We start from the raw sequence: 24474 nt of genomic DNA, 5'->3' as shown, positions 1-24474 counted from the left end.
AATAATAATTTAAAATAAACATTTTAAATATTTTTGAAATAAATGTTTTATTTTAAAAAATAATTTTTATTCTTATCGAGACTTTTTTATATGCGTGCAAGTCAATATTTATTTTCAACTTTAAAAGAAACACCACATAATACAAAAATTATTAGTCATCAACTTATGCTTAAAAGTGGAATGATTAGAAAACTATCTTCAGGTATATATATTTGGCTTCCAACAGGTATTAAGGTATTACAGAAAATCAAAGATATCATCAGAAAAGAAATGAAAAAAATAAATGCCTTAGAAATATTAATGCCAATTATACAACCTGAAATAATATGGAAAAACAGTGGACGATTAAGTATATATGGAGAAGAATTATTACAATTTTGTGATCGACGCAATCAAAAATTTATATTAGGACCAACTAACGAAGAAGTTGTCAGCAATTTTATTCGAAATGAAATACATTCATATAAAGCACTTCCATTAACTATATATCAAATACAAACAAAATTTCGAGATGAAATAAGGCCTAGATTTGGTGTTATTAGATCGCGTGAATTTATTATGAAAGACGCTTATTCTTTTCATATTAATAAACATTGTTTAGAAAAAACTTATAACAATTTTTATCAAAGTTATATAAATATATTTAATAAAATAAAAATTCAATTTCGTGCGGTAAATGCAGATTCAGGATCTATGGGAGGCAATATTTCCCATGAATTTCAAGCTTTATCTGAAAATGGTGAAGATAAAATTGTTTTTTCAAAAAATACATCATATGCTTCAAATATCAATACAGCAAAATCGATGGAAACTATTAATTTTTTTAAAGAAAAAAATGAAATTATTCAAAATAAAACAAAAAGCAAAAAATCTATAAAAAATTTTAACGAATTGGAAAAACCTCTTAAAAATTTTATAAAAACTATTTTAGTTCGTACTAAAGTTAATAATAGTTCTTCATTAGCAGCTCTTTTAATCCGTGAAGAACACGAACTAAACTTATTTAAAATAGAAGAAATTGACATCATTGAAAAACCATTGTCATTTGTTAATGAACAAGAAACTATCGCATTGATGGGAGTAAAATCAAAATTTTTAGGTCCTTTAGGGTTAAAAATTCCTATTTTTGCTGATGTCTCTGTCTATTATATGAAAAATTTTACTATTGGATCAAATATCAATGAGAAATTATTTATCAATGTAAATTGGAATGTAGATCTATCTATGCCAATTGTTAAAGATATTAGAAATATAACAAAAAAAGATTTGAGTTCAGATGGATCAGGAAATTTAGAAATTAAAAAAAGCATTGAAATTGGACATATTTTTCAATTAGGACAAGAATACTCCAAAAAAATGAATGTACTAGTTCAAGGAAAAAAAAATGATCAGAAACATATACATATGGGATGCTATGGTATTGGAATAACACGTATAATTGCTGCTATAATTGAACAAAATCATGATAATAATGGAATTATTTGGCCTGATTCCATCGCTCCTTTTCAGATTGTTATCTTACCTTTGAATATAAAAAAATGTATTAAAATTAAAGAAATTACAGAAAACTTATATAAAAATTTAAAAAAAGAAAAAATAGATGTAATTTTAGATGATCGTAATGAAAGACCAGGAATTATGTTCAATGAAATGGATTTAATTGGTATTCCACATCAAATTATAATTAGTCCACGTCACATTAATGAAAATAAAGTTGAATACAGAGAAAGAAAAAATAAAAAAAGTATTTTAATTAAATTAAACGAAATTATTTGTTTTTTTAAGAAAAAATTTAATTTAATATAAAAAATTTAATAATCTTTTCTTATATTTTTAAAAATTATTTTTTTTAAAAAATACTTTTAAAAATACTTTACAGATATTTTATTTTCATTGATTAAGATATCTAATTCAATTAAAAATTCATTACTAATTTTAATGAACCATTTTTTTATCAATTTAAATTCAGAATTAAGATCTTTTTTTTCAAAAAGAATATAAACAGGAATTTTACCTATAGCTTGTTTTTTAAAAAATTGATCAATTTTTTTTAAAAAATATTTATCTTTTTGTTCTTCTTTTAATATGATCTTCAATTGATTAAGATATTTTTCTCTTGCTAAATTTAAATCCATAATATTATATGCTGTCATTTTTAAGTTTTTATTAATAAAATTAGCATTTAAAATACCTGAAACAATTAAAATTTTATTTAATTTAATTAAATGTTCAGATGAATTTAATAAACTTTTAAAAACTACAACTTCTAAAAGACCAGTATTATCATCTAATACTAAAATGGCTATACGATCTTTAGTTTTTGTTGTTTTTATTTTAATAGACACAACTATTCCTGCAACCATTATTTTTTTTTTAGTATTATTAAAAGATTTTAATTTTGAAAATGTTAAATTATTAACATAATATTTTAATTCTTCTGAATAGCTATCAATAGGATGACCTGTGAGATAAAAACCTAAAACTTTATGTTCATTTTCTAGCTTATTTTCTTCATAGGAAAGAAAATTTAATAAATTATTATTTTTTATAATATTTAATTCTTTTTCAAATGAACCGAATAAACTTTCTTGTTGAAATTTTTTTATTTTAAAGTGTTCTTTTGATGCTTTGATCGCATCTTCCATTAAAGAAAGTAAATAGCTTCTATTTTTATTAAGACAATCACAGCTGCCAGACATAATTAGTTTTTCTAATACTCTCCGAGTTATTTTATTAGGATCAGTACGCACACACAGATCAAACAAATCAGAAAAAAATCCATTTTTTTCTCTTTCTTTAACAAGATGAAACATTGAGCTTATACCTATACCTTTAATAGCTCCAAGACCATAAACTATATTTTTTTTATTATTGACATAAAATTCATATTTACTTAAATTAATATTTGGAGGTATTATTTTTATTCCCATTTGAATAGATTCATTAACTAAAATTACAATTTTATCCGTATAATCTATATCAGAAGTCATAGTAGAAGCCATAAATTCAGAAGGATAATGTGCTTTTAACCATAAAGTTTGATAAGATACTAATGCATAAGCTACAGAATGAGATTTATTAAATCCATATCCAGCAAATTTTTCTAGTAAGTCAAAAATTTTTATAGATAGCTTTCTATTGATTCCTTTTTTTTGAGCGCCGTCTATAAAAACAACGCGTTGTTCGGCCATATCTTTTAAATTTTTTTTACTCATAGCTCGTCTTAAAATATCAGCTTTTCCTAAAGTATAACCTGCTAAAATTTGAGCAATTTGCATCACTTGTTCTTGATATAAAATAATTCCATATGTTGATTCTAATACTGGTTTTAATAATCGATGTTGCCATTTGTGGTCAGGATATGCAATGTCTTCATTCCCGTGCTTACGATTAATAAAATTATCTACCATTCCAGATTGTAAAGGACCAGGTCTAAAAAGTGCAATTAATGCAACTATATCTTCAAAACAATCTGGTTGTAGTCTTTTTATTAAATCTTTCATTCCATATGATTCTAATTGAAAAATAGCTGTAGTTTCACATTTTTTTAATAAACTAAAACATTTACTGTCATTCAGAGGAATAGAATTAATATTAATTGTTTTTTTATTGTTTAATAATAAATTTGTATTAATCATATTTGCTGCACAATTAATAATTGTCAATGTGCGTAAACCAAGAAAATCAAATTTTAATAATCCGACATACTCTATATCATTTTTATCAAATTGTGTTACAGGATTATTACCTTTTTCATCACAGTATAAAGGACAAAAATCAGTAATTTTAGTAGGAGAAATCACTACACCTCCCGCATGTTTCCCAACATTACGTTTTACTCCTTCTAATTTTTTTGATATATCAACTAAGTTTTTAACATCTTCATCATTTTTATAAAGATTATATAATTCTGAATCTTTAGCAAAAGCATCTTTTAATGTAATTCCTGGATCTAAAGGAACTAATTTAGATAAATTATTAATAAATCCATAAGGATATCCTAAAACCCTTCCAACATCTCTAATAACAGCTTTTGCTGTCATTGTACCAAATGTAATAATTTGAGCTACTGATTCTCTACCATACATATTTGCAACATGTTCAATAACTCGATCACGTTTTTCCATACAAAAATCAATATCAAAATCGGGTAATGAAATGCGTTCTGGATTTAAAAATCGTTCAAATAACAAATCAAAAAAAAGTGGATCTACCTCTGTTATATTTAATACATATGCTACTAAGGAACCAGCTCCTGATCCTCTTCCAGGGCCTACTGGTATATTATTATCTTTTGCCCATTGTATAAATTCCATAACAATTAGAAAATAACCAGGAAATCCCATTTTATTAATGATACTTAGTTCAATATCTAAACGATTTTTATATTTAAAGTAGATTTTTTTATCTATTTTTTTAAAATTTGATTTTAAACGTTTTTTTAATCCCATTTCAGACTGTATAATTAAATAATTCTCAATACTTGTTTTTCCTGTAAAAAATTGAGGTAAAAAATATTTACCAGATTTTATAAAAACATTACAACGTTTTGAAATTTCTACACTATTGATAATTGCTTCTGGAATATCAGAAAAAAGAGAATACATTTCTTTTTCAGTTTTTAAAAACTGATGTTCACTATAATTATTTTGAATCTTAGATTCTTTTAATCTTACACCTTCATTAATTGCAATTCTGATTTTGTGAATTTTAAAATCTTCTTTATTTAAAAAACATACATCATTAGTTGCAACAACTGGAATATTTTTGGAATAAGATAAATTTACTGCTAAATGTAAATATTTTTCTTCATTTTCTCTATCAGTACGAATTAATTCTAAATAGTAAAATCCAGAAAAATATTTTTCATAAAAATATAAACAATTAGATATTAATGAAGGTTGACCACGTAATAAAACCTTTCCAATTTCACCTTGACAACCCCCTGAAAGTAATATTAATCCATCGTTTAATTCTGATAACCACTTTTTCTCTATTGTTACATGCTTTTCACAAAAATATCCTTTTTTATAAGCACGAGAAATTAATAAAATTAAATTTTTGTATCCTTCTTGAGTCGCAGCTAATATAGTTAGTTCTGTTAATTCATTTTTTATTAACTCGGAAAAAAATTTAACTGTAACACCAATAATAGGTTTTACACCCCATTTATGCGCTGCACTATAAAATTTTATTACACCATATAAATTATTAAAATCTGTTATAGCAATAGACTTCATTCCTAAATAAACTGTTTTTTTTACTAAATTTTCTGGTTTTGATAATCCATCAATAATTGAATAATCGCTATGTACATGAAGATGCACAAATTTTTCTGAATTCATTTATTTTCCTAACATTTATATAAAAAATGTATTTAATTAAATATATTTTTTTTACAAAAAATTATTGTAGCTTTACAAACATTTTTTTTGTTTACTATGGCAAAGATTCTAAATTTTATAAAATTTTTTTTAGATTCTAAGAAAATTACTTTAATAAACATTTGATCACCAGGAACTACGATTTTTTTAAATCTAGTGTTTTCAATGCCTACAAAATAATATAACTTATTAATATTTAATGTACCTATACTTTTAAAAATCAAAATCGCAGCCGCTTGAGTCATAGCTTCAATAATTAAAACACCAGGGAAAATAGGTTCTTTTGTAAAATGACCTTGAAAAAAAGGTTCATTTATAGTGCAGTTTTTAAGTGCTGTTAAATATTGAAATATTTTTAAATCTAAAATCCGATCAATAAGTAGAAAAGGATAGCGATGCGGTAAAATTTTTAAAATTTCTTTAATATTCAAAATATATTTATTATCATTCAAAATTTTTTCCTATTGAAAAAAAATAATATTTTTATTTTTTATAAAATTAACATTAAAAATTAAATTTTTTAATATTAAAAATTAAATTTTATTTCGATCACCAATTTTTTCCAAAATTAAATTGAAATGCTTCTAATTGAGTACTTTCATTTTTATGAATAGGGTATGCATAAGAAAAAACTAATGGACCAATAGGAGAAAACCATTGTAAAGATATACCGATTGATGCATAAATATTATTCAAACTACTATAATCTGGAAATTGTGAAAAATTAATATTTTGTTTTTTTTTCCACATGGTATCCCAAATATTTCCAGCGTCTAAAAAGAACGAAGATCTAAGAAATTTACTATATTTGTTTTTAATTAATGGAATTGGTGTAATTAATTCTAAATTAGAAATTAGCATAACATTTCCACCAATAGAATCTATAGATTCACAAAAAACATTTTCTTTATTATGTCCCAAACATTTTTCTAAATTAGAATTAGCATAAATTTTTTTAGGACCAATAGTATTTGCTCGAAATCCACGAATATTATTTGAATTAATGGCATGAAAATTTTCATAAAAAGGCAATTTTTCTTTATTTAAACTATTACCAATACCAGCACGAACATGAGTTAAAAATATAAATTTTTTTTCTTTATCCAACGGAATGTATTGTTCACTGTCAAATAGAAATTTATAAAAATTATTATCTGAACCTGGAATTGTATTTTTTCCACTAATATAGGTTTGATTTCCTGAAATAGGAAAATAAAAATGTTTTAAAGTATCATGCATTAAGGAATAATTTAAAGTAAAATCGTCTACTAAACTATCTTTTAAAGACTTATCATTAGATGTATTTTCAACTTTGAAAACAACTTTTTCTTCTTTATTTATTAAACCATTATGGGTATATCCAAAACCAATATTAATTCTATTAAATGTATTAATTAAAAAACTCAAATCACTTTCGAATCCAGAAGTGCTTTTTATAATATTAGAAAAATTGTTTATATTATATTTAAAATCATTATAAAAAAGTCTAGTATTCAAATTTGTACCATCGTTAGTAAAATATGGATATATAATTGATATATCAGCATATTTTTGATTATCGTTTTTAATAATACTAGCTTTTAGTGAATTTCCAGAACCAAATAAATTATCCTGAGAAATAGATGTATTAAAACTTAATCCACTGTCTCTTCCATATCCCAAACCAAAGTTCAAAGTACCAGTAGGTTGTTCTTTTAGTGTATAGGTAATATCAACTCCATTGTCTTTATTAGATAAAATCTTTTTTTGTATAGTAATATCACGCAAAAATTTTATTTTTTCCAATGATCTCTTACCTAATTCTATTAATTTTAAATTAAACCATTCACCTTCTATTTGTTTCATTTCACGTCTTAAAACTATATCTTGAGTTAATTCGTTTCCTCTAAAGTTTATTCTATTTACAAAATAACGTTTTTGAATATCTATATTAAAATTTAAAATAATTTTTTTTTCTTTAAAATCAATTTGTGGATAAACAATAATTTTAGGATGAATATATCCTTTTTCAAATAAAAATCTTTGTATTTTTTTGACTATCAAAGTAATTTTTTCTTTATTATACAATTCGTTCTTATTAATCTTAATAAGATTTTTAATGAATTGATAATAATGTAATAAATTACCATTAATAAAAAAATTAGAAACTTTATATTTTTTACCTTCAGAAATATAAACTGTAATATTTACTTTATTTTGATTTTTTAAAAAATGTACTATTTTTTTATTTATATTAAAGTAGTAATATCCTTTATTTAAATAAAAATTAGTTAAATTTTTTAAATCTTCTTCTAATTGTTCAGAATAGTAAAAACGTTTTTTTAAAAAATTCCACCAAGACTTATCATCGTTTAATTTAAACAATGAAAGTATTTTTTCTTGAGAAAAATAATTATTTCCAATAATTTTAATATGATTTATTTCTAATAAATTACTTTCATAAATAAGTATTTTTAAATTTACTTTATTATTTGAAGAAATTTTTTTTAATATCTTGATATTAGAGTTATATCTTCCAACGTTACTATAAAATTCTTTTAAATTTTTTACAAAAATAGAATTTAAAAAAGGATTAAAGAAATTACCTTCTTTAACACCTAATTCAGTAAGATATTTCTTAAGAACAGAGTCCTTAATTACTTTATTTCCTAAAAAAGTAATATTTGAAATAATAGGTTGTTCTTTTATTTTAAAAATAATAGTTTTACCTGAATAAACTATTTTAATAGTTTTAAACTTTCCAGTTTGAAATAAAGATTTTATACTATTTTTAATATCATTTTCAGATACGTTACTTCCAACATTAAAAAAAATATTTTTTAACACCTCATCTTTGGAAAAATTTTTTAATCCTTTAAATTGAATTTTTTCTATAGTCCATGCATTTTTTGAAAAAACATTAGTACTAAAAAACATTAAAAAAATTATGAAAAAACTTTTAATTAACATTATTATTACAATTTTTCCTACAATATATCTCTTATTTTTTATAAAAATTAATTTTACTTAAATAAAAGATACTACGAAATAAAAAAAGAAGATTTGAATAAAAGCTAGTTTTAATGAAAAATTTATTTTTTAATAAAAAAGTATTTTTTTATATTAAAAATATTTTTAATTATTTTTAAATTCCCCCAAAACGACGTTCGCGAGTAAAAAAATAATTAATTGCATGCTGAAAATCGCGCTGATTAAAATCAGGCCATAAAATATCAGTAAAGTATAATTCAGAGTACGCTATCTGCCATAAAAAAAAATTACTGATTCTTTTTTCTCCTCCTGTTCTAACAACTAAATCTACTGGTAATAATTCACTTGTAGACAAATATTGAGAAAAATTTTGTTCTTGAATTTGCTCGATGTTTAAAAACCCTTTTTGAACAGCTTTAATCACTTTCTTCACACCTTGTGTGATATCCCATCTACCACTATAATTCGCGGCAATATTTAAAATTAAACCAGTATTGTTCAAAGTTTTTTTTTCTACTTTATAAATATAGTTTTGTAATCTTTCATTAAAAGAACTTATATCTCCAATTATTTTTAAACGAATATTATACTTATTTAAATTTTTTATTTCACTTTTTAATGCAAAAAAAAACAATTTCATTAAAGCTATAATTTCTAATTTCGGACGTTTCCAATTTTCTTTACTAAAAACATATAGTGTTAATATTTCTATATTATTTTCAACAGCAAACTTTACTATTTTTCTTGCTGTTTTAAAACCTTCTTTATGACCTAGAGTGCGTATTTTACCTCTTTTTTCAGCCCATCGTCCATTTCCATCCATAATAATCGCTACATGACGAAGATTTTCTTCTTTAATTTTTTGCCTATTTTTTAACGAAGATTTATATAACATAATTGGTTTAGATTTCTCTTAAGAAAACATTTTTTTAAATTGTATATGAAATAATATTAATTTATTAAAGACGATATTTTTTTTTGAGATTTTATTCTTGTTTTTTTATCAATTTCTAAAACTTCTTCAATAGAAACAGGTTCTGAAAAAGAAGAAGACATTAAAATATCAGTGTTAATCTCAGAAATTTTATTAAAACTGATTTTTGAATTTAAAAAAGCTGAAACGGTAACTTCATTAACAGCATTCAAAACTATCATTGCTGATTGACCTTGAGAGAAAGCATCAATGGCTAATTTTAAACATGGAAATTGAATAAAATCTGGTTTAAAAAAAGTTAAATTACTTAATTTATTGAAATTTAAAAAATTAGCTCCAGAAGATATACGATTAGGCCAAGACATAGCATATGAAATTGCAACTTTCATATCAGGAACTGCAAGTTGTGCCAATACTGATCCATCAATATACTCAACCATAGAATGAATAATTGACTGAGGATGAATTACAATATCAATTTCTGAAGATGAAGCATTAAAAAGCCATCTTGCCTCAGCATATTCAAAACCTTTATTTATCATCGTTGCTGAATCTATTGATATTTTTCTTCCCATTGACCAATTTGGATGAGAACATGCTTCTAATGGCGTAATAAAAGATAAATCTTTTTTTTTAAAATTAAAAAAAGGACCTCCAGAAGCCGTTAAAATAATAGATTTAATACCATTTTTTTTTAAATTAACTGTACCTAAATTTTCCTGCACAAACTTAGGCAAAACTTGAAAGATAGCATTATGTTCGCTATCAATAGGAAAAATTTTAGCTTTGTTAGAAGCCAAAGCTTTCATAAAAATAATACCGCATGTAATTAAAGATTCTTTATTAGCTAATAAAATTGTTTTTCCAGCATTTATTGCAGACAAAGTAGGTAATAAACCTGCCATTCCTACGATGGCAGATATAACTAAATCAACTTCTTTTAAAGAAGCTATTTCACAAATAGCTTTATTACCAGATAAAACTTCTGTTTTTATTTTTTTATCTTTTAGTCTTTTTCTTAAAATATCAGCTGATTTTTTATTTTTCATTACAACCCAATCAGGAGAAAAAAACTCACATTGTTGTAACATAATAGAAAAGTTTTTATTAGCTACTAAAACAATTACCTTAAACAAAGAAGGATTTTTTTTAACAATAGATAGAGTACTAATACCAATAGAACCAGTAGATCCTAGAACAGTTATTTTTTTCATAAAAATTTTTAATATTAATAATATTCAATTATTAAAAATTACTGTACAAACATATATAATAAAATTATAGAAAATGATTTTTAAAAAATATTTTATAAAATTTAAAATTTCATAAGTTCTTTTTCTTTTTCCAATAAGATTGCATCGATTTTTTTAATATAGTCATCTGTCATTATCTGAATTTTATTTTGTGCAGTATGCTCATTATCTTCGCTAATAATTTTACTTTTTAGATAATTCTTTATCTTATCATTTGCATCTCTACGAATATTTCTTATATAAATTCGAGCATTTTCTGCATTATTACGTATTATTTTAATTAAATGTTTTCTTCTTTCTTCTGTCAATCCGGGTATTGGTATAATAATATCTTTACCATATAAAACTGGATTCAAGTCAAGATTGGAATTTAAAATTGCTTTTTTAATTAAAGAAGTACTAGAATCATCAAAAATATTAATTTTAAGAGTATGATAATCTTCAACTATTACATTAGATATTTGACGTAAGGGAACTTTAGAACCAAAATATTCAACATAAATATTGTTTAATAATTCTGGAGATGCTCGTCCAGTTCGAATATTATTAACTTGAATTTGAAAATTATTAATACATACCTTCATTTTTTCATTACTTTTAACATGAATATCATTAATCACATGAGTACCTATACAATCTATTCTTTAAATGGATAATGTTCTTTTTGTTAAGAATTTACTTAATAAGAGTACCTTCATCGTAACCTTTAATAATACGGTACAAAGATCTAGGTTTATTAATGTTAAATACTCGAATTGGTAAATTATGGTCTCTAGCTAAAGAAAAAGCCGATAAATCCATCACTTTTAGTTCTTTTTGAATAACATCTTTATATGTTAAGTTTTTATAAAAAATAGCTTGAGAATGTTTTTTTGGATCTTTAGAATAAACTCCATCAACTTTTGTACCCTTTAAGATTATATCTGATTTTGTTTCAATCCCGCGTAAACACGCAGCAGAATCAGTTGTAAACAAAGGATTACCTGTACCAGCAGCAAAGATAACAACAATATTATTAGACAGTAAATCTATTGCTCTTTCATAATGATATATTTCACATATTCCATTCACTGGTATAGAAGACATAACGTAAGTAGGAATTGAATGAGAATTCATAATATCTCTCATAGCCAAACTATTAATAATCGTTGATAAAATACCTATATGATCTGCTGCTATTCTATTTACCCCCAATTGAGACAAAGTTGAACCACGAAATAAATTTCCACTACCAATTACCAAACCCACTTGAATACCTAATTTTAATACTAATTTAATTTCTTTTACTATTCTTTTTAAAGAATTTATATCAATACCAAATTTATTCACTCCTTGCAAGACTTCACCGCTTATTTTAAGCAAAACACGACGGTATATAAATTTTGTATTGGTAGACATATTTTTTTAACCTAAATAGATTTTTTATTAAAAATATTTTTTATTTTTTTTAAATTAACTAGTATATATTTTATTTTTTAAAATAATTTTTTTAAATCAATTAAATTTTTTTCTCTCCGATTTCAAATCTAATAAAAGATATAATACGAGCATTATATTCATTTAGTAATGAACCCACTGTTTTTGTAGTATCCATAATAAAATCTTGACCAGTTAATGCAATATTATTAATAAATTTATTCATTCGACCTTGAACTATTTTCTTTAATATTTCAGAAGATTTATTTTGTTTTTTCGCTAATTCGAATTGAATTTTATATTCACGTTGAAAAACAGAATCAGATATTTCATTCGGAGATAAATATTCAGGTTTACTTGCAGCAATATGCATGGCAATATTTTTTAACATTTCTTTATTTAGATTACTAGCGCTAACTAATACACCAATTCGACCACCATGTATATAAGAAAATATGTTGTCACCTTCAATAAAACTAAATCGATTAATTTTAATATTTTCACCTACTTTTGAAATTAATTCTGTTTTTTTCATTTCAAAAATATTTTTTATATCATCAATATTTCTTATTTTTTGTGATAATGCTGTTAAAATTATTTCGTTTCCTAATAAGGAAAATAAATTATCTTTTGCAACAAAATCAGTTTGGCAATTTAGTTCAAGCATAGCACCAATTTTATTTTGAATTTTTGCAAATATCACCCCTTGATTTGTAATATTATGCATTTTTTTCTCAGCTCTTACTTGTCCTGATTTTCTTAAATTATCAATTGATAGTTCAATATCTCCCTTCTCTTCTATTAATGCACGTTTACATTCCATAAACCCTGCCCCTGTACGTAATCTTAACTCTTTAATTAAGAAAGCAGTAATATTACTCATAATTATTTCCTCTTCTACTTTAAAATAAAAACACGTAATTGTTATTCTATACTTATGTTTTTATCTGCATCTAACAACATTTCACTAAATGAGTTACAATTTTGGTTTTTGGAAATACTAATTGATACAGCTTGTAAATATAATGTCACTGATCTGATGGCATCATCGTTCCCAGGAATTACATAATCCACACCATCAGGATTAGAATTAGTATCAACTATAGCAAACACGGGAATTCCTAAATTGTTTGCTTCTTTAATTGCAATGTTTTCATGAGCAGCATCAATTACAAATAAACAATCAGGTAAACCTCCCATATTTTTAATACCACCTAAACTATTTTCTAACTTAGATAATTCTCGTGTTCTTATCAAAGCTTCTTTCTTCGTAAGTTTTAAAAAAGTACCGTCTTGTGATTCTATTTCTAAATCTTTTAAACGTTTTATAGATTGGCGAACAGTTTTCCAGTTAGTTAGCATTCCTCCTAACCAACGATGATTAACATAAAATTGATTACAATTTAAAGCTGTTTCTTTTACTTTTTTACTAGCAGCTCTTTTAGTGCCTACAAACAATATTTTCCCTTTTTTAAAAGAAATCTTCTTTAATTCAGATAAAGCAAAATTAAACATTGGAAGAGTTTTTTCCAAATTAATAATGTGTACTTTATTTCGAGAACCAAAAATAAAAGGTTTCATTTTTGGGTTCCAATAACGTGTTTGATGACCAAAATGAACTCCTGCTTTTAACATATCTCGCATTGATACTATTTCCATAACTATTCCTTAAAATAAAAAAGTTTAATAAAAATATCAGAACAATACATTTTTAAATAATTCATGCCAAATAAAAACTTTATAAATAAAAAAATCATATTTCATTTATAAAAATGAATTTAATATAAATATATCATATTCAATATTAAGAATAATAATAATTATTAACGTCTTTTACTTTTTATTTCAATATATTAATTAAATAATAAAACAAAAAATTATTTTCAAGTAGGATTTTAAACGTATAATTTAAATATTCTAAATTTTATTAAATCTAAAAAGCGGCTAAATATTATGAATTGCATAATAAAAACAGAATCAGAAATTGAAAGAATGAAAATATCTGGGAAAATAGCTGCAGAAGTATTAGAAATGATCGAAAAATATATTAAACCTGATATAAGTACAGACGAAATTAATAATATTTGCCACGATTTTATTATTAAAAAAAAAGCTGTTTCAGCATGTTTAGGCTATCATGGTTTTCCAAAATCTATTTGTGTTTCTATTAATGACGTAGTATGCCATGGAATTCCAAATAAAAATCAAATTTTAAAATCAGGAGACATAGTTAATATCGATATTACAATTATAAAAAACAATTATCATGCAGATACTTCAAAAATGTTTCTTGTAGGAAAAACAAGCACTTTATCTAGACGTTTGTGTAAAATTGCTCAAGAAAGTCTATATAAATCTTTAAATATATTAAAACCAGGGATACCGCTATACAAAATTGGTGAAGTCATTCAGAATTACGTCGAAAATAATAATTTTTCAGTTGTAAAAGAATATTGTGGTCATGGTATTGGACGTTCATTTCATGAAGAACCATATGTACTGCATTATAAAAACAAAAGTAATATTATTCTAGAAAAGGGAATGATTTTTACTATTGAACCTATGATTAATGCAGGAAGTCATGAAGTAAAATGTATGAAAGATGGTTGGACTGTTAAAACAAAAGATCATTCTCTATCTGCACAATATGAACATACTGTACTAATAATAGAAAACGGATGTGATGTTTTAACATGGCAGAAAAATGAAATAATACCATCCAAGTTTATTAATAAATAGTTATATCTAGGAAAAATTTAATAACATATTTAATCAGGTTAATTTAAAAAATGAGAAAATACAAAGAAATTATTGAAAATGCTTATGTAAAAAAAAATGAAATTAATATTAAAAACATTGATGTTGAAACGCATCAAACAATTCATCATATTATTAAATTATTAAATAGTGGAAAAATTAGAATTTCAGAAAAAAAAGAAAATGTGTGGATTACACATCAATGGTTAAAAAAAGCAATTTTATTGTATATGTATTTAAATACAAATAATATATTCCAAGGTAGTATTAGTAACTACTACGATAAAATTCCTCTTAAATACGAAAATTATAATGAAAAAAAATTTAAAGAAGAAAAAATTCGAGTAGTTCCACCAGCTACAATTCGGTATGGATCATTTATTAACGCTAATACTATTATAATGCCATCATATATAAATATTGGTGCATATATAGATCAAGGAACTATGATAGATACTTGGGCCACTGTAGGTTCTTGTGCTCAAATTGGAAAAAATGTGCATTTATCTGGTGGTGTAGGTATAGGGGGTGTTTTAGAACCTCTTCAAAATAATCCTACGATTATTGAAGATAATTGTTTTATTGGAGCACGTTCCGAAATAGTAGAAGGGGTAATTGTAGAAGAAGGTTCAGTGATCTCTATGGGAGTATTTATAGGACAAAGTACTAAAGTTTATAATAGAGAAACAGGAGAAATTTTATATGGAAGAGTACCGGCTAACTCTGTAGTAGTTTCTGGAAGCTTACCATCACAGAATGGGAAATATAATTTATATGCTGCAATTATTGTTAAAAAAGTAGATTCTAAAACACTTAATAAAGTAGAAATTAATCAACTTTTACGCGGTACAAAATAAAAAAATGAAAACCGCCCGGTTATGTATCGGGCGGAACGATAAAATAGTTATTCACTTACTAAGTAAATACTATTACTTCCTCTTTTCACACTAAAAACTAATATATTTGGCTTTAAATCTAAAATATTTTTTAAATCATTTAAATTATTTATTAATTTTTGATTTACTTCTACAATGATATCATCTTTCTTAAAACCAATTTTTGACGCTTGAGTATTCAGTTTTACATTTTCTATCTTTACACCTTTTTGTCCATTTAAGGAATAATCACTTAAATCAGCACCTTCGACTCCCGTATAAATATCCCCTAAACTAATACTCGTTTTTAAAGATGCTTTTAATTCAACAATGACATTTTTAGTTATTCCATTTCGAAATATTCCTAATTCCATTTTAGTAGATACTGGTAAAGATCCCACTTCAGCACGTAATGCTGCAAAACTCGAAATTGATTTTTTATTTAAGGAAACAATAATATCGCCAGCTTTAATACCTGCATGAAAAGCAGAAGAATCGGGTAAAACTTGACTTACAAATGCGCCTTTTTGAGCATTTATTTTCATCACATTAGCTAAATCTGAATTTAATTCCATACCTATTATACCAAGTTCTCCACGTTTTACTTGTCCAAATTTTACCATTTGTTCTGTAAGGTTTTTAACCATGTTTCCAGGAATAGCAAATCCAATTCCAATATTACCTCCATCTGGTGCCAATATTGCAGTATTAATACCTATTAATTCACCGTTTAAATTAACTAATGCTCCACCAGAATTGCCTCTGTTAATAGCTGCATCAGTTTGAATAAAATTTTCGTAATGCTCAATATTTAATCCACTTCGTCCTAAAGCGGAAACAATACCAGAAGTCACAGTTTCACCAAGACCGTATGGATTACCAATTGCTACAGTATAGTCACCTACCCGAAGTGTATCAGAATCAGCAATTTTTATTGCACTTAAATTTTTTGCATTTTTTAATTGTATTAAAGCAATATCGGAACGAGCGTCTTTACCAATTATGCACGCTTCATAACGACGTCCGTCACTTAATTGTACTTGAATTTTATTTGCATTTTCTACAACATGATTATTTGTTACAGCATATGCTTTGTCAGCATTAATAATTACACCAGAACCCAATGCATGAAATTTTTCATGCATACTGTTAGAATTTGGATTAGAATGACAAAAAGGAGAATTTCGAAATGGTGAATTACCCTGACAAAATGGAGAATTATGACCAAAAAATGGTTGAAATTGATGAGGTAAGCGAGAAGTGTGAACTACAGTACTTCCTTCAATATTAATACTAATAACTGAAGGCATAACTTTTTCCAGCATCGGAGCTAAACTAGGAGCTGGTTGTACAGAAGGAATGTTTTGAGAATAAGTAAAAGTTTTATTTCCCCAAGACATTCCAAAACTTAGTAATAGCGTTAAAACAAGCATTATCCCGCTTAATACTATATTTATTCTTTTCATCGTTTATTTCTCGTAAATTACAATCTGATCTTATAAATAAAACCACTAAAAAATATTACTATTAAATCACAATAAATTTTTAGTATACACTCCATCTTTAATTAACTCCATCGATGCTTAGGAGAAAATAAAAAAATAAATTTATTAAATTAAAATATAAAAATAATTTATAATAAATTTTTTTATTTAAACGGATAATTTGACATCAATGATTTTAAATATTATGTTCAGTATTTTTTTTTTATTTTTAATGCTTTTTACTATTTTACACAAAAATGAAGAAAAAAAATTTACAAAATTAAAAGGAAGAACTATGGGTACATATTGGCAAGTGAACGTTCCTTATGTACCAAATAAATTATATATAAAAAATTTAATACAAAAAAACTTAAATGAAGATGAAGAACTACTATCTTCTTGGAAAGAAAATTCTTTAGTATCTAAATTTAACAAAATAAAAAAAAATAAACTGTTAGTTATCAATGAAAGTTTTTTTAAAATTATTTCAACAGCGTTAAAAATTAATAAAAAAACTTCTGGAAAACTAGATATTACAATTGGTAATTTAATTAATATATGGGGGTTTGGTGAACAAAAAAAACTGTATCTCTATCCATCTATTAATAAAATAAAAAAAAATATTGCTCTTACGGGAATTCAACATTTAAAACTAATTAGTAATTCTACTGGGAATTATATCAAAAAGAATTTAGATGGTATTAAAATTAATCTTTCTACATTAGGCGAAGGATTTGCAGCAGATCACCTTTCTTCTATTCTTAAAAAAGAAGGAATAGAAAATTATACCATTTCAGTAGGAGGTACAGTTTTAGTTAAAACAAAAAGAAAAGAAAGTCCTAAAATTATTGCAATTCAAAAACCTACTGATAAAATAAAATCAATTCATTTATTAGTTGGTTTAAAAAATGAATCAATTAGTACAGCTGGTACTTATCGCAATTATTATTATTTAAAAGGTAAAAAAATATCACATCTGATTGATCCTAAAACAGGAATTCCTGTAACACATAACTTAATATCAGTAAGCGTGATTTCATCAACTGCTTTAGAAGCTGATGGTTGGGATAGTGCATTACTTATTTTGGGTTTTAAAAAAGCCAAGGTGTTGGCATTAAAAGAAAATTTAGCAGCCTGTTTTATAACTAAAAAAGATAATACGTTTTCAACATGGATATCACCCTGTTTTAAAAAATTTTTAATTAGTGGTAAAAATATAAATTAGTATTAAATACTAACTCGAGTATTTTAATAAAACAAATTTATATAAATTATTTCAATTGATTGATAATATTTAATATATTTGTAATAATAAAATAATTCAATTAATTAAACTAAAAAAATCAAGTTTTCTACAAATTTTAAATTAAGTAATTGTATTAAAAATAAAAATATTTATTTAAAATTTTTTTAATAATATTAAATTATTCTTTTTTTATCTAGATAAACTATCAGGATAAACTACAAATAGAAAACTAGGAAATAAAACCTAATAAATTAGCATCCTGGAGGAAAAATTGGAAATATTATCAGGAGCCGAAATGGTCATCAGATCATTAATTAATCAGGGAATACAGCATATATTTGGTTATCCTGGTGGTGCTGTCCTAGATATTTATGATGCTCTTAAAACTGTTGGCGGAGTTGAACACATTTTAGTAAGACACGAACAAGCAGCAACTCATATGGCTGATGGATATGCAAGATCTACTGGAAAAATAGGTGTTGTGTTAGTGACTTCAGGGCCGGGTGCCACCAATGCTATTACTGGTATTGCCACAGCTTATATGGATTCTATTCCTATGGTAGTAATTTCTGGTCAAGTGGCTTCATCATTAATTGGATACGATGCATTCCAAGAATGTGATATGATTGGTATTTCTCGTCCAATAGTCAAACATAGCTTTTTAGTGAAAAAAACTGAAGATATACCTATCATTTTTAAAAAAGCTTTTTGGTTAGCATCTACTGGACGTCCCGGACCAGTAGTTATTGATTTGCCAAAAGATATTTTAAAAAAAACAAATAAATACAGTTTTATATGGCCCGAAAACATACATATACGTTCTTATAATCCAACAACTAAAGGTCATCAGGGACAAATTAAAAAAGCACTTCGTACACTATTAAAAGCAAAAAAACCTGTTATTTACGCAGGTGGAGGAATTATTAGTTCTAATAGCAGTGAAGAATTGCGTACGTTTGCAGAAAAAATTAATTGTCCTGTAACAACATCTTTAATGGGGTTAGGTGCATTTCCAGGTACTCATATTCAAAGTATTTCTATGTTAGGTATGCATGGTACTTACGAAGCTAATATGGCCATGCATTATTCTGATGTAATTTTTGCAATTGGTGTACGATTTGATGATCGTACAACAAACAATTTAAAAAAATATTGTCCAAATGCCACTATTTTACATGTTGATATTGATCCTACTTCAATTTCTAAAACTGTTTCAGCAGACATCCCTATTGTTGGAGATGCTAAACAAGTTTTAAAAGAAATGATTGAATTAATAAAAAAAGAAAAAAAAATTCATTCTTTAAAAGAATGGTGGTCTTCTATAGAAGAATGGAAAAAAATTAAAAGTTTAGAATATAATAAAAAAAGTACTAAAATAAAACCACAAACAATTATTAAAACTCTTTTTAAATTAACAAAAGGCACATCCTATATTACTTCAGATGTAGGACAACATCAGATGTTTACTGCATTATATTATCAATTTAATAAACCTAGACGTTGGATTAATTCAGGTGGATTAGGTACTATGGGATTTGGATTACCTGCTGCTTTAGGCGTTAAATTAGCATTACCAAAAGCTACAGTAATTTGTATTACTGGAGATGGTAGTATTCAAATGAATATTCAAGAATTATCTACAGCAAGACAATATAATCTTGCAATTTTAATATTAAATCTTAATAATTCTTCTCTAGGTATGGTTAAACAATGGCAAGACATGATTTATTCTGGAAGGCATTCACATTCCTATATGGATTCACTTCCAGATTTTGTAAAGTTAGTTGAATCATATGGACACATTGGTTTAAGAGTAAAAAAAACCGAAGAATTAGAAGAAAAATTAATGTTAGCATTAAAAAAACTATCTGAAGGTAATTTAGTTTTTTTAGATATTCAAATAGATGATTCTGAGCATGTTTATCCTATGCAAATTCAAGGTGGCGGTATGAATGAAATGTGGTTAAGGAAAAAAGAGGTCTCCTAAAATATGCGAAGAATTTTATCTGTTCTCTTAGAAAATGAATCAGGTGCATTATCACGAGTGATAGGATTGTTTTCACAAAGAGGTTACAATATAGAAACAATTACAGTTGCACCGACAGAAGATCCTTCTCTATCAAAAATGACTATACAAACAATCGGAAATGAAAAATCTATTGAACAAATTGAAAAACAACTACATAAATTAATTGATGTATTAAGAGTAATAAAAATTGGACAAAATTCTCATATAGAACGTGAAATAATGTTGTTAAAGGTACAAACAAATAACTGTAAAAAAGATGACATTAAACATATTACTGAAGTATTTCGAGGACAAATTGTAGATATAACACCTACAACATATGTGTTACAGCTTGCTGGTACTACAAAAAAACTAGATTCTTTTCTTAAAATAATTAGAAATATATCAGAAATTATTGAAATGACTCGTTCTGGAATAGTCGGCATTTCTCGCGGTTGATTTTGTTATAAAGTAAAAAATTAATTTCTATCTAAAAAAGTATTTTTATTTATACACATAAAATATTTCAAAATAATTTATCAAAAAAAATATATTAAACATGGTTATTTTCAAATGAAAATGACCATGTACCTTCTTCATTTATATCATGTATATTCCACTATGAATCAAACAATCAAACATATTTCTGTAATGAAAAAAGAACTAATAGAATCATTAAAAATAAAAAAAAACGGTATTTATATTGATGGTACATTTGGCATGGGTGGCCATTCTATTGCAATTTTAAAAAAATTAGGACAAGAAGGAAAACTCTATTCTATTGATAGAGACCCAAATTCTGTGTTTATAGGAAATCAAATTAAAGACAAACGTTTTCATATTATTCATGAAAACTTTTCAAAAATTTTAAGTTATGCAAAATATAAAAATATTATTGGAAAAGTTAATGGAATCTTATTTGATCTTGGAACATCATCACTTCAAATAGAAGATGAAAAAAGGGGTTTTTCATTTAAAAAAAACGGCCCTTTAGATATGAGAATGAATCCAAATTGCGGTATTTCTGCTTCAGACTGGCTTTTCAAAAGTGATATGAAAGAAATTTATTTTGTTTTAAAAAACTTTGGAGAAGAGCGATTTTCAAAAAGAATTGCCTATGCGATAAAAAACTATTGCAAAACAAAGAAAATAAAAAGCACCTTTGAACTAGTAGAAATTATAAAAAAAGCAACACCTATAAAAAATAAATTTAAACATCCTGCTAGAAGAACTTTTCAAGCAATCAGAATTTATATCAATCAAGAATTAGAAGAAATCAAACAAGGATTAGAAAATACATTACAAATATTAAAGCCAGGAGGTCGTCTGTCTATTATTACTTTTCATTCTTTAGAAGATAGAATAGTAAAAAATTTTATGATTAAAAATAGCAAAAAAGCTACTGTTCCATACGGTTTACCTATTACAGAAAACCAACTAAATAAACTAAAAACATGTAAATTAAAAATTATCAATCGAATCTTCCCAACCTTGAAAGAAATTAAAAAAAATTCTAGATCTCGTAGCTCCGTACTTCGAATAGCTGAATTAAAAGAATGAATATGAAAATAAAACGTTATGATTTACCAAAAATAATTAAAAAAGATTTTTTTTTATATGGAAAAATTCATCTAATTTTACTATTAGCAATTATTTTATCCGCTAATTCTGTTGTTATTGTAGTTTACAATACTCGTTTGCTAATTGCTGAAGAAGAAAATTTAAGTTTAAAACAAAAAAAAAAGACGATGAATGGAGAAATTTAATTATCGAAAAAAATGCTATTTCCACAACTTCTATTAATTAGAAATTAATATTTTAATTAAATAAAAAACATGTCTAAAATATAATAGATATCTAAAAATGTATACGAAAAAAAAAACAAACTTATTTAAAGAAAAAAGAAAAAAAAAAATAATTTATATAAACTGGCGTTTTATAACATTATGCAGTATTGTTTTTTTATTTTTAGTGATTTTAACATCACGCATAGTATTCCTTCAAATAATTAATTCTAAAAAACTATCATATGAAGGAGATCGCAGAACACTAAGAATACAATCAGTAATAAGTAGAAGAGGAATAATTAATGATCGATCAGGATATCCATTGGCTGTAGCTGTTCCAGTAAACGCAGTATTTATAGATCCAACAGTTATTGTCAACATAAACGATATTACAAACAATATACGTTGGAAAGCGTTATCAGAGATATTATCAATTCCATTAAAAAAAATAATATTTCGTATTAACTCAGATAAAAATATTAAGTTTATTTATTTAGCTCGTCAAATTAATCCAGAAATTGGAGATTATATTAAAGCATTAAAATTACCAGGAGTTTTTTTAATAGAAGAATCAAAACGATATTATCCTTCAGGAGAAATCGCAGCTCAATTAATTGGGATAAACAATATAGATGGAGAAGGAATTGAAGGTATAGAAAAAAGTTTTAATTCATATCTAACAGGAAAACCAGGAAAAAGAAAAGTAAGAAGAGATAATCAAGGACAAATAATTGAAAATGAATCCTTAATAAATAAATCTAATTCTAATAATTTAATACTGAGTATCGACAAAAAATTACAAACAATTGTATATCAAAAATTAAACAATGCAGTTAATGAAAATAAAGCAGATTTTGGAATTGCGATTTTAGTTAATATCAAAACTGGAGAAATATTAGCTATGGCTAATAGTCCTTCATACAATCCAAATGATGTACAATACATGATCAAGAAAAATCTTCGGAACAGAGCCATTACAGATGCTTTTGAACCAGGATCAACAGTTAAACCAATCGTTATCATGGAAGCATTAAAAAGAGGGATAATTAAAAAAAACTCAATAGTTAACACCAAACCTTACTTTATAAAAAAACATAAAATACAAGACGTTTCATACCACGAGAAACTAGATATAACAGGGATATTAAAAAAATCTAGTAATGTTGGAGTATCAAAAATTGCATTATCTATGAATACTGAAGAACTAATTAATAGCTATATTAAATTCGGATTAGGACAACCAACTAATTTAGGATTAATTGGAGAACAAAAAGGTTTTCTTCCTAAAAAGAAAAAATTGTCAGATTTAGAAAAAGCTACTTTTTCTTTTGGATACGGATTGATGATAACGCCTCTTCAATTAGCTCGTCTATATACAATTATTGGTAGCCATGGAATTTATCGTCCACTTTCTATTATTAGAATTAATCATCCATTGTATGAAAAAAGAATTTTTCCTAAAAAATATGTAAAAAATGTTATCGATATGATGGAAACTGTTTCCCAACCTGGTGAAGGTGGTTCGCAGGCAGCAATTAAAGGATATCGTGTTGCAATTAAAACAGGAACTGCAAAAAAAGTAGGTATTCACGGATACTACATCAAAAAATATATAGCTTATACTGCAGGAATAGCACCAGTTAGCAATCCAAAATTTTCTTTAATAATTATAGTTGATAATCCTAAGGGAAAAAAATACTATGGAGGTGCAGTTTCTGCTCCAATATTTGGTAAAATAATGAAATTAGTACTAAAAGAAATGAAAATAAAACCAGATAATTTAAAAAATAAATAATCGTAATATTCTAAAGAAAATTAATGAAAAAAAATAACTTGAAAAATATTTTATTTCCATGGATTAAAAATACTCCTGAAAAAAAATTTTTAAACCTATGTCTAGACAGTAGAAAATTAACTTCTCAAGATGTTTTTATAGCTATACAAGGTACAAAAGAAGATGGAAATAATTTTATTTCTGAAGCAATTAAAAAAAAAGCAGTAGCAATAATCTCAGAAACTAAAGAAAAAAACAAACATGGAGAAATAAGTTATATTAATAAAATTCCTATATTGTCTTTTTTCAAATTATCTGAAAACATTTCAAATTTAGCAGGAAGAATATACAAAGAACCAGCTAATAATTTAAAAATTATTGGTGTGACTGGGACTAATGGAAAAACTACTGTAACACAATTAATTAATCAATGGAGCGAATTATTGGGGGAAAAAATTGCCACAATGGGCACTTTGGGAAATGGTTTTTATAACGCTTTAAAACCTACAAAAAATACAACTTCTTCAGCTATTGATATTCAATCATTTTTATACATCGCCTTAAAAAAAAAATTAATTTAGTTACC

At 25.1% G+C, this 24474-nt stretch carries 20 protein-coding genes; 10 read left to right on the top strand and 10 right to left on the bottom strand.

Annotated features, from left to right (window positions below; translation table 11 throughout):
- Positions 1-90: 90 nt before the first annotated feature.
- The gene (locus D9V76_RS01245; RefSeq protein WP_158337044.1) at positions 91-1806 is read left to right on the top strand and encodes a proline--tRNA ligase; all 1716 of its coding nucleotides are present in this window, start codon (positions 91-93) and stop codon (positions 1804-1806) included.
- 56 nt (positions 1807-1862) lie between these two features.
- On the opposite strand, the gene dnaE is transcribed toward D9V76_RS01245, so the two are convergent.
- From dnaE to rpsB, 9 genes are all read right to left on the bottom strand, one after another.
- Complete coding sequence (gene dnaE / locus D9V76_RS01240; protein ID WP_158337042.1) at positions 1863-5345, bottom strand: DNA polymerase III subunit alpha; 3483 nt, start codon at positions 5343-5345, stop codon at positions 1863-1865.
- Between the two features lie 32 nt (positions 5346-5377).
- Positions 5378-5836, bottom strand: coding sequence for a 3-hydroxyacyl-ACP dehydratase FabZ (gene fabZ, locus D9V76_RS01235; protein WP_158337040.1), 459 nt, complete (start codon positions 5834-5836; stop codon positions 5378-5380).
- Between the two features lie 97 nt (positions 5837-5933).
- Entirely contained in the window at positions 5934-8333 is a 2400-nt protein-coding gene (gene bamA, locus D9V76_RS01230; RefSeq protein WP_158337038.1) for an outer membrane protein assembly factor BamA, read from the bottom strand.
- Positions 8334-8508: 175 nt separating this feature from the next.
- Positions 8509-9249 carry a polyprenyl diphosphate synthase gene (gene uppS / locus D9V76_RS01225; protein ID WP_158337037.1) on the bottom strand — a complete coding sequence of 247 codons (741 nt, stop codon included), beginning with the start codon at positions 9247-9249 and terminating at the stop codon, positions 8509-8511.
- Positions 9250-9305: 56 nt separating this feature from the next.
- Positions 9306-10502, bottom strand: coding sequence for a 1-deoxy-D-xylulose-5-phosphate reductoisomerase (gene ispC / locus D9V76_RS01220; RefSeq protein WP_158337036.1), 1197 nt, complete (start codon positions 10500-10502; stop codon positions 9306-9308).
- A 101-nt stretch (positions 10503-10603) separates the two neighbouring features.
- Complete coding sequence (gene frr / locus D9V76_RS01215) at positions 10604-11161, bottom strand: ribosome recycling factor (RefSeq protein WP_158337035.1); 558 nt, start codon at positions 11159-11161, stop codon at positions 10604-10606.
- A gap of 55 nt (positions 11162-11216) precedes the next feature.
- Positions 11217-11939 carry a UMP kinase gene (gene pyrH / locus D9V76_RS01210; RefSeq protein ID WP_158337034.1) on the bottom strand — a complete coding sequence of 241 codons (723 nt, stop codon included), beginning with the start codon at positions 11937-11939 and terminating at the stop codon, positions 11217-11219.
- Between the two features lie 100 nt (positions 11940-12039).
- Complete coding sequence (gene tsf / locus D9V76_RS01205; RefSeq protein ID WP_158337033.1) at positions 12040-12840, bottom strand: translation elongation factor Ts; 801 nt, start codon at positions 12838-12840, stop codon at positions 12040-12042.
- 41 nt (positions 12841-12881) lie between these two features.
- Positions 12882-13616, bottom strand: coding sequence for a 30S ribosomal protein S2 (rpsB, locus tag D9V76_RS01200; RefSeq protein WP_158337032.1), 735 nt, complete (start codon positions 13614-13616; stop codon positions 12882-12884).
- 294 nt (positions 13617-13910) lie between these two features.
- On the opposite strand from rpsB, the gene map reads away from it, so the two are divergent.
- The gene (gene map / locus D9V76_RS01195) at positions 13911-14696 is read left to right on the top strand and encodes a type I methionyl aminopeptidase (protein WP_158337031.1); all 786 of its coding nucleotides are present in this window, start codon (positions 13911-13913) and stop codon (positions 14694-14696) included.
- 50 nt (positions 14697-14746) lie between these two features.
- Positions 14747-15571: a 2,3,4,5-tetrahydropyridine-2,6-dicarboxylate N-succinyltransferase gene (dapD, locus tag D9V76_RS01190; RefSeq protein ID WP_158337030.1), complete on the top strand. Its 825-nt coding sequence runs from the start codon at positions 14747-14749 to the stop codon at positions 15569-15571.
- A gap of 47 nt (positions 15572-15618) precedes the next feature.
- On the opposite strand, the gene degP is transcribed toward dapD, so the two are convergent.
- Positions 15619-17055, bottom strand: coding sequence for a serine endoprotease DegP (gene degP, locus D9V76_RS01185; RefSeq protein WP_158337029.1), 1437 nt, complete (start codon positions 17053-17055; stop codon positions 15619-15621).
- Positions 17056-17368: 313 nt separating this feature from the next.
- Between degP and D9V76_RS01180 the strand changes: the two genes are divergently transcribed.
- The 7 genes from D9V76_RS01180 (at position 17369) to D9V76_RS03210 (ending at position 24469) form a co-directional block, all read left to right on the top strand.
- Entirely contained in the window at positions 17369-18298 is a 930-nt protein-coding gene (locus tag D9V76_RS01180; RefSeq protein WP_172599427.1) for an FAD:protein FMN transferase, read from the top strand.
- Positions 18299-18590: 292 nt separating this feature from the next.
- On the top strand, positions 18591-20306 hold the full coding sequence (gene ilvI, locus D9V76_RS01175; protein ID WP_158337027.1) for an acetolactate synthase 3 large subunit: 1716 nt from the start codon (positions 18591-18593) through the stop codon (positions 20304-20306).
- 3 nt (positions 20307-20309) lie between these two features.
- The gene (ilvN, locus tag D9V76_RS01170) at positions 20310-20786 is read left to right on the top strand and encodes an acetolactate synthase small subunit (protein WP_158337026.1); all 477 of its coding nucleotides are present in this window, start codon (positions 20310-20312) and stop codon (positions 20784-20786) included.
- Between the two features lie 162 nt (positions 20787-20948).
- Positions 20949-21887: a 16S rRNA (cytosine(1402)-N(4))-methyltransferase RsmH gene (rsmH, locus tag D9V76_RS01165; protein ID WP_158337720.1), complete on the top strand. Its 939-nt coding sequence runs from the start codon at positions 20949-20951 to the stop codon at positions 21885-21887.
- Positions 21884-22093 (top strand): cell division protein FtsL, encoded by a 210-nt coding sequence (locus D9V76_RS01160; RefSeq protein ID WP_253254728.1) that lies wholly within the window; start codon positions 21884-21886, stop codon positions 22091-22093. The genes rsmH and D9V76_RS01160 overlap by 4 nt, the downstream gene beginning before the upstream one ends.
- 97 nt (positions 22094-22190) lie before the next feature.
- A complete protein-coding gene (ftsI, locus tag D9V76_RS01155) occupies positions 22191-23909 on the top strand; it encodes a peptidoglycan glycosyltransferase FtsI (RefSeq protein ID WP_158337025.1) in 1719 nt (572 codons plus the stop codon).
- A 23-nt stretch (positions 23910-23932) separates the two neighbouring features.
- Positions 23933-24469 (top strand): Mur ligase family protein, encoded by a 537-nt coding sequence (locus D9V76_RS03210; protein ID WP_253254727.1) that lies wholly within the window; start codon positions 23933-23935, stop codon positions 24467-24469.
- Positions 24470-24474 lie beyond the last annotated feature (5 nt).

The sequence above is a fragment of the Buchnera aphidicola (Rhopalosiphum padi) genome (assembly GCF_005080845.1).
In the GTDB taxonomy this organism is placed as follows: domain Bacteria; phylum Pseudomonadota; class Gammaproteobacteria; order Enterobacterales; family Enterobacteriaceae; genus Buchnera; species Buchnera aphidicola_AO.
The sequence above is the reverse complement of the archived record's forward strand: the minus strand, read 5'-3'. Positions and strand labels throughout refer to the sequence as shown.

Coding starts and splice junctions, on each gene's coding strand:
- rpsB (WP_158337032.1), bottom strand. CDS start 13,616: ATGGAAATAGTATCAATGCGAGATATGTTAAAAGCAGGAGTTCATTTT.
- dnaE (WP_158337042.1), bottom strand. CDS start 5,345: ATGAATTCAGAAAAATTTGTGCATCTTCATGTACATAGCGATTATTCA.
- ilvN (WP_158337026.1), top strand. CDS start 20,310: ATGCGAAGAATTTTATCTGTTCTCTTAGAAAATGAATCAGGTGCATTA.
- ftsI (WP_158337025.1), top strand. CDS start 22,191: ATGTATACGAAAAAAAAAACAAACTTATTTAAAGAAAAAAGAAAAAAA.
- bamA (WP_158337038.1), bottom strand. CDS start 8,333: ATGTTAATTAAAAGTTTTTTCATAATTTTTTTAATGTTTTTTAGTACT.
- map (WP_158337031.1), top strand. CDS start 13,911: ATGAATTGCATAATAAAAACAGAATCAGAAATTGAAAGAATGAAAATA.
- dapD (WP_158337030.1), top strand. CDS start 14,747: ATGAGAAAATACAAAGAAATTATTGAAAATGCTTATGTAAAAAAAAAT.
- D9V76_RS01245 (WP_158337044.1), top strand. CDS start 91: ATGCGTGCAAGTCAATATTTATTTTCAACTTTAAAAGAAACACCACAT.
- degP (WP_158337029.1), bottom strand. CDS start 17,055: ATGAAAAGAATAAATATAGTATTAAGCGGGATAATGCTTGTTTTAACG.
- D9V76_RS03210 (WP_253254727.1), top strand. CDS start 23,933: ATGAAAAAAAATAACTTGAAAAATATTTTATTTCCATGGATTAAAAAT.
- ispC (WP_158337036.1), bottom strand. CDS start 10,502: ATGAAAAAAATAACTGTTCTAGGATCTACTGGTTCTATTGGTATTAGT.
- tsf (WP_158337033.1), bottom strand. CDS start 12,840: ATGAGTAATATTACTGCTTTCTTAATTAAAGAGTTAAGATTACGTACA.
- uppS (WP_158337037.1), bottom strand. CDS start 9,249: ATGTTATATAAATCTTCGTTAAAAAATAGGCAAAAAATTAAAGAAGAA.
- D9V76_RS01160 (WP_253254728.1), top strand. CDS start 21,884: ATGAATATGAAAATAAAACGTTATGATTTACCAAAAATAATTAAAAAA.
- rsmH (WP_158337720.1), top strand. CDS start 20,949: ATGAATCAAACAATCAAACATATTTCTGTAATGAAAAAAGAACTAATA.
- D9V76_RS01180 (WP_172599427.1), top strand. CDS start 17,369: ATGGGTACATATTGGCAAGTGAACGTTCCTTATGTACCAAATAAATTA.
- pyrH (WP_158337034.1), bottom strand. CDS start 11,939: ATGTCTACCAATACAAAATTTATATACCGTCGTGTTTTGCTTAAAATA.